The sequence below is a fragment of the Paraburkholderia polaris genome (genome assembly GCF_012927345.1).
GTDB lineage: Bacteria > Pseudomonadota > Gammaproteobacteria > Burkholderiales > Burkholderiaceae > Paraburkholderia > Paraburkholderia polaris.
The window spans coordinates 65,105-72,127 of sequence record NZ_JABBGJ010000052.1 but is presented as its reverse complement, the minus strand read 5'-3'; the positions used below and the strand labels follow the sequence as shown (position 1 = coordinate 72,127).

The following is a 7,023-nucleotide window of genomic DNA, read 5'->3' as shown; positions in this document are numbered from 1 at the left end:
CGCCCGCGTGAACAATCGGGCCGAGAATAGCCATCAACCTACGCGCGAACGCGAGCGGCGCTTGCGCGGGTTTCGCGACCCAAAGCGTACCCAGGCGTTTCTCTCGAGTTTCGGACCGATCCGGCAGCACTTCGCGCTCAAGCGGCATTTGCTGCGCGCTTCTCTTTACCGCAAACAGATCACTCAGCGCTTCGACTCGTGGCATCGTTTGACCGAGCTCACCCAGAATCCGTCAACCGTCTGAGCAAACACGCATCCCCCATCTGTTTGCGTCATGGCCCAGTCAACGTGACAAAGCCCCACCGAACGGCACAGCTGATGACCACCGCAGGAAAGCGATGCCCGTGATAGAGCGATCTGGAATTTTTCATCTCAAGAATTCTACGCGACCGCCTCAATAACGTGACAAAGCCGACTGATGCTCAAGCTCGACTTTCACCCCGCATGCCGTCACTTCCTGCAGATTCCAGGTCCCGGCCCCGTGCGACGGATCGCGTTCCGCGGGCGATGAGCGGCCCCACCATCGATCATCGAGGTCCTGAATTCGGCGCGCTGGGGCTGAAAGTCTTCGAGGGGTTCAAGAAGATCGCCGACACTCAGCGCACGATCAAGGCGGTTTGCGTCGTGCACAAGAGACATCGACCAGCGTCACGTCGAACATTGCCGCGGTTTCCACGCGCAATCGACGCTGCGGGTCACCCCCAGGCGGGAGCCCGATGACGGGGGTATCGATACGAAACTGGCCCCGCTCCCCGGGTGAGCGGGATAGCGGACCAGCTTTTGAGAGGGCAGGCAGAGATGTGCCCGCTGGAAGACTGGCTATTGGCCTTCGGTCTTGTAGGCATGGGCACCCGAGACCGACGAACCGCTAACTACGCCACCAACACCGCTTTCCGAACCGTTTTGCTCAGCGACACGCGCCTGCGCAGTCTGAAGGTCTGACGGGTAGTGGTTGTCCTTTAGGGCAGGGTTATAGCCGGCCTTCTCGATCTGGGCCAGTTCGACACGGACTTGGGCACGGGTCACGGGCTGGTTCGACTGGGCGAACACGGCAACCGGAGCGGCAAGGGCTGTTGCAACAACAACGGCTTTAATGAACGATTTCACGAGTACTACCTCCAGAATTTTATTCGCCCCTGCTAAGAGCAACCTTTGTTCGTAGCCATCAAGCGACAAAGTATAGCCAGACAGTTGCCTCAAATTAATGACGATGTCGGCAAAGTACAGTTGCCAAATATAAGGGCAAACCCTTAATTACCCCTTAAGGCAAGCAGCGCTTGTCATATCGTTCTCATTCGCTCTGCGCTCCTTATTGCGACAAAACGGCGTGGTTCAAACAAGCGTTACACACGAGGTGTCGAATGGCGCGGCGCGAGATAATGGTGCCCCATTTTTCATCGCGGCACCCCCATGAAGCTATCCGCCGGCGCTGCAACCGTGAAGCTGGCCGCCAACGAGCGCAAGATGATCGCCGTGCGGGCCCTGGCGGGCACCGAACCGGTCAGCACACTGGCCGTCCGGCACGGCGTGAGCCGCCCGCTCGTCTACTGGCAGATGCACAAGGCCAGCACCGCGCTGGATGAGCTTTTCTCGCCAGCGCAGACCGACGACGTTGACAAGGTGGTGTTCTCGCAGCCGGTCACCCGACGCTGGCTGGAGCAGGCCACGCTCGGGTTGACGATGATCGCTCACGCCTCGATGCGCGGTGTCGTGGAATTCATGCACGATGTGCTGGGCGTGTCCATCAGTCCGGGCTCCGTGCACAATATCCTCCAGCAGGCGGCGCAGCGCGCCGTTGGCATCAACGACAGCGATGACCTGTCGCCCATCCGGGTGGGGCTACACGATGAGCTTCTTCAAGGCTCGCAACCGGTTCTCACCGGCATCGATGCGGCCTCCACCGACTGCTATCTGCTGGCGGCCGAAGACCACCGCGATGGCGACACCTGGGCCATCCATCTGCTGGATCTTCAGGCGCAGGGACTGAAGCCCGATTACACGCTTGCCGACGCCGGCACGGGTCTGCGCGCCGGCCAGAAACTCGCATGGCCCGATACCCCGTGTCATGGCAATGTGTTCCACATCTGTCAGCAGTTCGAAACCCTCGTCAACTTCTGGGCACGCATCGCCAGTCGCGTACGCCCCGAACGCGAAGCACTCGAAGTCCGGCTCGCCAACCCCCTCGACGCTGTCGGGACAGCCTTCTCACCGCCCGGCTTGCCGAACTGCGTTCCCTCGATGCACGGGCGCATCAGCTCGCTGAGGACCTTCGGACGCTTGCCCGGTGGCTGGAGCGCGACGTCCTGGCCCTGGCAGGCTCCGATCTCGCACCCCGTCACGGGCTGTTCGACTTTGTCGTCGATGAACTTCATCAACGCGAGCCTGAAGATCCATCACGCATCGGCACGATGCGCGTCGCCCTGCAGAATCAGCGCGACGACCTGCTCGCCTTCGTCGGCGTGCTCGATGACAAGCTGGCCGCCATCGCGCGCACGGCGGCGGTACCGGACTATCTGGTCCGCGAGACCTGTCTGCTGCATCGCAAGCCCGACACCTCGGGCGCCTTCTGGCAAGGCTGGAACCGGCTGCATGCCGCTATGGGGCGCAAGTTCTTCCGGGTCTGGACCGCGGTCTCGCGAGCCATGGAGAGCACGCCACGCAGCAGCTCGCTGGTTGAAAACCTCAACTTGAGGCGCAGCCGGTGCGGCAAGCAGCTCGGCAAAAGTCCGCGTGAAGCGATGACGGGAGAAGATCATCCGCACTCGCTGACGCTACTCGGACTCGGCCCGCTTCAGCCCCGGCAAAGTTGATCGCCTGAGGTTGCATACCTCAACGTGACTCGCATTCCATACTAATCCTGCCTAAAAACGCAGGACGAGTCAGCTCGTCTGAGTAACGCAAAAAACACGGAATTTGAACCACGCCGGAATTGCTGCTCTCGATGGTGGTGGAACTCATGACGCTGGTGTCTCTGGGACTGAGTCCGTCGCTGCACCCTGCGGCGCCGCAGACGAAGCATCTGCCGGTGTCGCTGGCCGCGCTGTACGATAATGTCAACCGCACCGAACCCGCGATCCTGCGCGCACTGGTACAGGGTAGCCACGTTCCTCTACAGATAGCCAACCTGATCATGAATCGAAGCGAAACGGTTGCAGGTGAGCCGCTGAATTGAAGCGGCGCATCACCTTCTCGCGTACCCGCGTTGGCTGGTGCGACTTTTCCGCCCGGTTGTTCAGCCCCTTGTGCTGGCGGTGTTCGACTTTTATCCCCAGATCCCGGTTCGCCGCCGCGTAGCTCTTGAGCTTGTCGGTGATCAACACACGCGGCGCAAGGCCGTGCTTCCTGAGCAGCTTGCGCATCGGGCGCCTGGCCGCGTGCCGGTCGCGCCGGCTTTGCATCAGCAAGTCGAGCACCGCGCCATGTTGGTCCACCGCACGCCACAGCCAGTGCTTCCTGCCGTTGATTGTGACGACTACTTCATCGGGGTGCCACTTGTCGCCTCGCGCCAGAGCGGTGGACCGGATACGCCGGGCAATGCCCAGACCGAACTTCACCGCCCAGTGTCGAACGGTCTCATACGTGAGTTCAATGCCACGGGCGGCCAGCAACTCCTCGACCATGCGCAGACTCAGCGGGAAATGGTAGTACAGCCACACCGCGTAGCTGATCACATCGGGCGGAAACCGGTAGCCCGCATGGGAAATGGTGCCGGTGGCCGGCGCGCGCTGCGGCAAAGTGGTTCGGCGTCCGTATTGTCCAGTTCTGTGTTGCCGCCGCGGTATCGGCCGACTCGCTTTGAGCGTGGTGGTAGCGATGGCGATGGCGAGCACCGCTGCGATCGTCAGCGAGTCGACCGATAGCGCCGCGGCAACCGCTTGCGTGCGTGTATGAAAGGCGGGCGCCGCGACCTGCAGCGCGGTGTCGGCAACGATCGAAATGAGCGTTCCCCAGACAAAACAGGTCAGTCCCTGGCGACCGACCGTGACCACTGGCGGTAGCGCCGTGGCCAGCCGGTCGATCCACCCGAGCCGGCTCAGCTGGGCGACCAGCCAGGCGATCGAGATGAAGCTGACGACTCTCAGGGAACTCAGGTGCTGCTTCAAATAGCCCGGTTCCGGCTGGCTCTCAATCAGCAACTTGTAAGCGGCGAAAGCCAGCGCCACGGCGAGCGCGATCCAGGTCAGCCGCAGTCCGGCCCGCGAAGCCTGGAATACGGTGGACACCGGATGCAGCCGGCACAGCATGCCAAACATAAACATCAACTGCCACGCGAACGGATCGAATGACCAGCCGATAGGGTCGGCGCTTGGCAGCAGATGCGCAAGCGAGGGTGCGCACAGCCACAACGCCAGGCTCGCCAGCAGGGCGGTGGCAGGCCGGCGGCGAACCACCGGCGCCACCAGCGGCACGCACAGTGCGAACCCGATATACATCGGCAGCACCGCAGCCAGATCAGGCTGGCGCCGTAGCGTGGCGATATCGAGCAGCGTTTGGAACGGCCGGACCAAAAACAGTGGCGCATCGGTGTAGGTCAGTACGGCGGTATGGATGTGCAGCGCGAACATCGTCAGGCCGCAAAGCAGCATTAGAGCGGCCGTCAGGAGATACCCACGATAAATTTCCCCGCTGCGTTTTAGAAAGCGGCGATGCGCCTGCGCTGTGCCACCGCTCGCTGTCATCGCGCAATAAGCAGCGGCGCTCGCATAGCCGCCGAGAAAGACGAAGACCTCGGCCGCGTCGCAAAATGCATAGGTGTGCAGTGTCAGATGCGAGAGCGCGCTCTGCGAAACGTGGTCGAGTGTAATCACGATCAGCGCCAGGCCGCGCAGGAAATCGACGCTCGTTGAACGAGCGGGATCTCGACTCATGGTGACCTCCGCTTGATGCTGTGTGGACGTGACGGTTGAGGCTGCGGAGGTTGTTGCGCTGGGCCGGCAGCGCAGCCGCCAAGGGTGTTCACGAATCCGCCAGCCTCGGTCCCCAATGCTCGCGAAGTATGTTTCAGGATCGCCACTCCGGTTTGCCTCGAAAGATCCTTACGATCCTCCCGCTTTGGCACTTCTATACCGCCGGCCCGTGAGTGAGGAGGCACATCCTAGATACCCTCACCGATTGGCGCGGCCGTTCATTCCATTCGCACCAGCGACGGATTGTCTCGTTGCTGACGGTCACATCGCGCTCGAACCGCAGCTCTTCTATGTCGCGCAAGCGGAGCTGGAACCGGAAATACCAACGCACTGCACAACTGATGACTGCCGCCAGAAAGCAGTGACCATTGATAAAGCGATTTCGCGTCTTTCTCCACTCCTCCTTATGCGAGCGGCCCCGGCAATATAAAAAATGAATGTCACGTCTCCAATCGGAGGCGGAACTCGCTTACTGTGGAGCATGTTATTGCCGCGGTAACAGTAGTCGTCGGACGAACACCCGTGACTCGCTTTGTCGAGTGCTAATTAAGTGCCCCCCGGCAAAGCCGGGGGTTTATTGGGTGAGCGCCTCAAAGGCGCCATACCCCCGTGAGCCGCCCGAGGCGGCTAGCAATCAGTTTCATCGGAGCGTGTCGCTCTTCTTCCGGCTTTTGATTCCGGATGTATGCCCGGACCACTGCTTCGTCGAGCCCCATCCGTTGAGCCGAAGAATCCTCAGGCCCAGAAAGCGTTCTTGTTGGCCTTGTGGCACATACCAGAACGACCGCCGTATAGGTCAAACCTTGGGGCGTCCCCCGGCAGAGCCGGGGGCTACCGCACTGAGTTACAAGACTTAACCGGTTGGTAGAGCCAAGCATTTTAGATTCAATGGCGTCGCCCCGCTGACGAACATAAATGTCCGCTTTTTGAGCCAACGCCGAGAATGGCGCTCCTGGCTTCTACTCATTTCACAGCGAAGACCAGTACCTGCGCAGCCGTTGTCCCATGCGGCGGCACTGCCACAAAATACTCTTTCAGTTGCGGCACCAATAACCCGGTCTTGCCCATCGGGCCACTCGGAATCTTCCCGATGGCCTGGTAGTGGTCCGCGTCGATTTCCTTAAAGACGTTTACGAATCCTTCCCCGGCGGCCACGTAAATTCTTTGGCTTGCGGGATCGAATACCATGTCGTCGACTCCGTTAGAGATCGGCAAGTTTTGCAGCACCTTTCCGGTATCGGAATCCAGCACATTCATGTTTCCATCACGGCACGCGGCGAAGAGTCGATGATTTTTTTCGTCTATCGCGACGTCCGCATTGACCTTACACGTGAGCGGCCAGACGGCGACAACTGCCTGCTTCTCGCGATCGATCACGCCAATGGAATTCTTCTCGGTCATATTCAGAAACAGCCTCGATCCTGATTTCTCGACCGCCATGGCCTCCAGGCGATTGGAATCAATCTTGATTTGACCTACCTTCTCGCCCGTATCGGTGTTCACGATTTCCAGGAACGTGTAGTTCAGTTTCGCATCCAGGCCACCGTCCGCAATGTACAGATTATGTGTCACGGGGTCATACCCGGTCGCATCCGAATCGGCCAGAAGCTTCACGGTCTTCAGCAGTTCGTACGTCGTTCCGTTGAAGATTTTCAGATCGCCGTCGACACCGTCGGTCACGAAAAGCCTGTCAATGTCAGCGCGGTATACCACCGAATGTCCCATCCCGAGTCCCTTGATGCTGTGCACAAATTTGCCGGTGCGAATATCGTAGACTTCGACTGACTTATTGTCTTCCGGGACGATGAAGAGACGATTGTTTTTCAGGTCGGGGGTCAGGTGATCGAAATGGTTCGGAACGCCGACGATGCGCGTCGTGGTCAGATTCTTGGCGAGTTGATCCGCCGAAACGTCGGGTTCGCTGCTGCGAATATCCGCAAGCTCGATGGTCTTGACCAATTTCAGTGGCGGCGCATTGTCTTGGGACGCCTGGGCGCCTACAGCGGACGAAAAAATGCCGACGATTGCAACGCTGACGGCCAAAGCTTGAAATTTGAAAAATGACGACATGATGTCTCCAGTCAAATGGTTTAATTTGCGCTGATTGTGCTGGCGC

Annotated in this window: 3 protein-coding genes and 7 pseudogenes; 4 read left to right on the top strand and 6 right to left on the bottom strand. The window is 59.9% G+C overall.

The window, feature by feature from the left end; all coding sequences use genetic code 11:
- Window positions 1–244, top strand: a pseudogene (locus tag HHL24_RS36665) (IS6 family transposase); the annotation flags it as partial.
- A gap of 49 nt (window positions 245–293) precedes the next feature.
- On the opposite strand, the pseudogene HHL24_RS44320 reads toward HHL24_RS36665, so the two are convergent.
- Window positions 294–371 (bottom strand): annotated as a pseudogene (locus HHL24_RS44320) (IS6 family transposase); the annotation flags it as partial.
- A gap of 47 nt (window positions 372–418) precedes the next feature.
- On the opposite strand from HHL24_RS44320, the pseudogene HHL24_RS45215 reads away from it, so the two are divergent.
- Window positions 419–609: pseudogene (locus tag HHL24_RS45215) on the top strand (serine--glyoxylate aminotransferase); the annotation flags it as partial.
- Window positions 610–819: 210 nt separating this feature from the next.
- Here the strand turns inward: HHL24_RS45215 and HHL24_RS36655 are convergent.
- Window positions 820–1,107 (bottom strand): DUF4148 domain-containing protein, encoded by a 288-nt coding sequence (locus tag HHL24_RS36655; RefSeq protein WP_169490144.1) that lies wholly within the window; start codon window positions 1,105–1,107, stop codon window positions 820–822.
- A 330-nt stretch (window positions 1,108–1,437) separates the two neighbouring features.
- Here HHL24_RS36655 and HHL24_RS36650 point away from each other — a divergent pair, with 330 nt between their 5' ends.
- Together HHL24_RS36650 and HHL24_RS36645 are read left to right on the top strand one after the other, a co-directional pair.
- Window positions 1,438–2,691 (top strand): hypothetical protein, encoded by a 1,254-nt coding sequence (locus tag HHL24_RS36650; protein ID WP_169490143.1) that lies wholly within the window; start codon window positions 1,438–1,440, stop codon window positions 2,689–2,691.
- 235 nt (window positions 2,692–2,926) lie between these two features.
- A pseudogene (locus HHL24_RS36645) lies at window positions 2,927–3,100 on the top strand (IS4 family transposase); the annotation flags it as partial.
- 12 nt (window positions 3,101–3,112) lie between these two features.
- On the opposite strand, the pseudogene HHL24_RS36640 reads toward HHL24_RS36645, so the two are convergent.
- The 4 genes and pseudogenes from HHL24_RS36640 to HHL24_RS36630 all read right to left on the bottom strand — a co-directional run.
- A pseudogene (locus HHL24_RS36640) lies at window positions 3,113–3,704 on the bottom strand (IS6 family transposase); the annotation flags it as partial.
- A 120-nt stretch (window positions 3,705–3,824) separates the two neighbouring features.
- Window positions 3,825–4,868: pseudogene (gene opgC, locus HHL24_RS36635) on the bottom strand (OpgC domain-containing protein); the annotation flags it as partial.
- A gap of 265 nt (window positions 4,869–5,133) precedes the next feature.
- Window positions 5,134–5,280: pseudogene (locus tag HHL24_RS44315) on the bottom strand (IS6 family transposase); the annotation flags it as partial.
- 590 nt (window positions 5,281–5,870) lie between these two features.
- Window positions 5,871–6,977 (bottom strand): YncE family protein, encoded by a 1,107-nt coding sequence (locus HHL24_RS36630; RefSeq protein WP_169490142.1) that lies wholly within the window; start codon window positions 6,975–6,977, stop codon window positions 5,871–5,873.
- Window positions 6,978–7,023 lie beyond the last annotated feature (46 nt).